At 36.0% G+C, this 3,569-nt stretch carries 5 protein-coding genes; 4 read left to right on the forward strand and 1 reads right to left on the reverse strand.

Annotated features, from left to right (window positions below):
* Both LBH98_04360 and LBH98_04365 read left to right on the forward strand, forming a co-directional pair.
* A partial coding sequence (locus LBH98_04360; GenBank protein MDR0303992.1) for a hypothetical protein occupies positions 1-651 on the forward strand: 651 nt, incomplete at its 5' end.
* A 227-nt stretch (positions 652-878) separates the two neighbouring features.
* Positions 879-1,400 (forward strand): nitroreductase family protein, encoded by a 522-nt coding sequence (locus LBH98_04365; GenBank protein ID MDR0303993.1) that lies wholly within the window; start codon positions 879-881, stop codon positions 1,398-1,400.
* Positions 1,401-1,402: 2 nt separating this feature from the next.
* On the opposite strand, the gene LBH98_04370 is transcribed toward LBH98_04365, so the two are convergent.
* Entirely contained in the window at positions 1,403-2,053 is a 651-nt protein-coding gene (locus LBH98_04370) for an endonuclease III (protein ID MDR0303994.1), read from the reverse strand.
* A 117-nt stretch (positions 2,054-2,170) separates the two neighbouring features.
* Between LBH98_04370 and LBH98_04375 the strand changes: the two genes are divergently transcribed.
* Together LBH98_04375 and LBH98_04380 are read left to right on the forward strand one after the other, a co-directional pair.
* Positions 2,171-2,509 carry a hypothetical protein gene (locus LBH98_04375; GenBank protein ID MDR0303995.1) on the forward strand — a complete coding sequence of 113 codons (339 nt, stop codon included), beginning with the start codon at positions 2,171-2,173 and terminating at the stop codon, positions 2,507-2,509.
* Positions 2,510-2,511: 2 nt separating this feature from the next.
* The gene (locus LBH98_04380) at positions 2,512-3,324 is read left to right on the forward strand and encodes a prepilin peptidase (protein MDR0303996.1); all 813 of its coding nucleotides are present in this window, start codon (positions 2,512-2,514) and stop codon (positions 3,322-3,324) included.
* Positions 3,325-3,569 lie beyond the last annotated feature (245 nt).

Consider the following 3,569-nt stretch of genomic DNA (forward strand, 5'->3'; position numbering starts at 1 on the left):
GCGGGAATTACCGCAAGTGATATTCTTGATTCCTTAAGAAAGATAATCGGTTATGACGGTTTTGCGACTGATACGACAACAAATGAAACAGACAATGAGACAAATTCATTTACAAGCGGCGCGCCGAAGTTTGAGATTACCACAAGAGAAAGCGGGCAGTCTTCGCGTTCGCTAAGAGACGGCGGATTGACAGAAGACAGTATGATAGAAAATGGAGAGTATAATGTTGCTGTAAAGGTAAGCGATATTATAGCGCAAAACTACAAACCTGAAGACGGTAAGGTAACAATGAAGGTAAGCGATTTGTTTGTTACTTTCACGACTGAACCTCGCGAAGGACAGACGGCGATTGCCAAACCGCAGAAGTCCGACAGGAAGTACGGAATAATACTTGAGAAAGCAGTTGTTTCTCAATCTGCAAAGATTTCGGTAAAAACACCCGAACAGGTGCAAATTACCCTTATTATTTATGACAACATCGGCAATGTGGTGTTTGAATCCAAGAGCAGGAATAACAAAGAGATATTGTGGGATTTGACGAATAATGCGGACAGGAATGTGGCGAACGGTACGTATTTTATAATCGCTGAAGCCAAAGGTGCGAGCGGAAAAACATATAAGTATTCGACGATAATGGGTGTGAAACGATAATACGATGGCTGGATTGCTTCGCTTCGCTCGCAATGACGGAGAAAAAAGCGGGTGACGACAATTCGTCATTGCAAAAAGTGCAACGACTTTCCGCCTAAGGGCAAAAGTAGAGCAATCCATAAACAAATAACGGGTGACGGCGCCTTATTTGTCATATATAATTCCCATTTTTGAATAAAAGTGGAAATTATAGGAAATTTTACTTTCGCATAATTTATTTTTCGTTTATGGATACTATAGAAACGATTAGAAATCGAAGAAGCGTAAGAAAATTCACAGACGAAAATATTTCAAAAACCGATTTACTTACGCTTAAAGAAGCATTGTTGCGTTCTCCAAGTTCTCGTGGACGTAACCACTGGTCTTTTTATTTTGTACAAGACAAAGAATCGCTTAAAAAGTTATCGGAGAGTAAAGCGGACGGTTCGACGTTCATTAAAGACGCAAAATTAGCCGTAGTCGTATGCGGCGATGAAAATATTTGCGATGTTTGGATCGAGGACTGTTCAATAGCCTCAACTATTTTGCAGTTAACGGCGCATTCGCTTGGCTTAGGAAGTTGTTGGATACAAATCAGAAACCGTAATCATTCCGATAAAACCTCGTCGGAAGAATTTGTTAAAAATTTGCTTAACATAAAAGAAAACGTGCGTGTTCTTTCAATAATTGCAATCGGTTATCCGGCGCAAAAAACAATACCGCTTGATTATTCCAAGTTGGAATTCGATAAAATTAAAGATATTTGTTAAAACTATTGAACAATACCGATTTTTTTGCAGAAGTTCGATATGCTGCATGCGCTACATTTGGGAGAAACCGGCCGACAAATATTTTGTCCGTACGATACCATATACCCGTTTATTGCAATCCAATACTTCTGCGGCAGTTTTTTGCGCAAAGCCATTTCAGTTTCAAGAGGATTTTTCGTTTTTATAAAACCCAAACGATTGAAAATTCTATGAACATGCGTATCTACGCAAACAGCAGATTTTTTAAACGCCGTCGCAAGAATTAAATTTGCAACTTTTCGTCCGATTCCAGGAAGCGTTAGGAGCTCATCTATTGTCTGCGGTATTTTTCCATTAAATTTTTCATTTATAATATATGGAATTTGTGTTAAATATTTTGCTTTTTCTTTGTAAAATCCGACAGGAAAAATGGCTTTTACTATCTCGTCTATGCTTAATTTTTGCAAATCGTAAAAATTATCGGCAATTTCAAACAAACGTCCGGCCGCTTTTGCGGTGGTTTCGTCTTTTGTTCTGGTTGATAAGATTGAAGCGACAAGTATCTTGTACGGTGAATCTTTTTGAACCGCCATCAAATCAATTATTGGAAGTTTATTTTTCTCAAAATGTTCTTTAAGCAAAGAATTTACTGTTTCAAAATCAAATTCAGGCATTTTATCTCCCTGCTTTAGAAAAATACAATAAAAACGATACAAAGCGTAACAATTCTGCGATTTTTGTAAAGAAATATATTATATTATTAGATAGAATTATGTTTAAAGGGAGGTTTCATGAAAAGATTAGCAGTATATGTGTTTATAATTTGTGCAATGTGCATTTCGTTTGCGTCGGCAAAAAATATGTCGCTTAAAGTTTCAAATGCAAAAATTGACGAATATATCGCCCAAAATCCCGACCTGCCGGATTTTGACAAAAGTTGTCTTATGAGCGGCGAATTTAAAGTCGGGATACAGACAGGAACTTTGAAGTTAATGCTTGGCGAACCTAAAAAAATAACCAAAATCAAACAAGCATGGGCGGAACAAGAAGAATGGTTCTATAAAGAAAATGGAAAATTATATTTCACCATCGAAAACGGTGGTGTAGTCGGAATTGAAGAAAGAAAATAGTAATGCCGTTTTTGACCGAGCAAATTTATTTATTTGCAGGTATGGTTTTTTTGTACGGACTTCTATTCGGTTCATTTTTTAATGTACTTATTTGTCGGCTTCCCGCTGAAGAGTCGATTATTTTTCCGGCGTCGCATTGCCCAAATTGCAAACACAAACTTTCTTGGAACGAAAACATTCCGATTTTAAGCTTTTTGCTTTTGTGCGGAAAATGTAAGGAATGTAAAACAAAAATTTCAATCCAATATCCCGCCGTAGAATTAATTACGGGAATATATTCCGTTCTGCTTTTCGTTTTGTTTTTGCCGCAAATTCAATCGGCGCAGAATTGGTGGACTTGTATTGAAATATTTTTCAAATTTTTTACGTTTTTGCTGTTCGTTCCACTTACGATTATTGATTTAAAACACTATATAATACCAGACGAACTTACAATTTCAGGTCTTGTAGTATCATTTTTAATTTCGTTTTTGCCCGCAGGAATTACTCCGCTTGAATCAACGGTCGGCGCGTTAAGCGGAGGCGGCTTTTTATTTTTTGCCGGACTTATCGGAAAAATAATCATGAAAAAGGAAGCTATGGGCGGCGGAGATGTAAAATTTATGCTTTGGATAGGAGCGTTATTCGGGTTTAAAACCGCGTTTGCATCAATATTTATCGGTTCGATAATAGGAACAATAATCGGTGTTTTTTTGATTTTATTTGGAAAAACTAAAAATGACGGTCATCTTCCATTCTGTCCGTATCTGTGTGCCGGAACATTAATCTCAGTTATATTTAACGATAAGATTTTTAGTATCTTATCACTAAATTAAGGGGAATTATGGGACTTATAAGATATGTGACCCACCTTTTAAAATGTAAATTATATGCCGAGTATTTCCAAAACTGTTTTTAATATCGACAAATGACATATTATTTTATATTTAAACTGATATTAAATTAGACCTCTTGCGAAATCAATATTTTTTTAATTGATTATGGATTTTTCTTGTTTGTTTTTTAAATTATATTATTTTCCACTCTATGAAATACGAAAACATAAAAAATTACTCCGACG

The organism is Chitinispirillales bacterium, assembly GCA_031254455.1.
Taxonomy (GTDB): domain Bacteria; phylum Fibrobacterota; class Chitinivibrionia; order Chitinivibrionales; family Chitinivibrionaceae; genus WRFX01.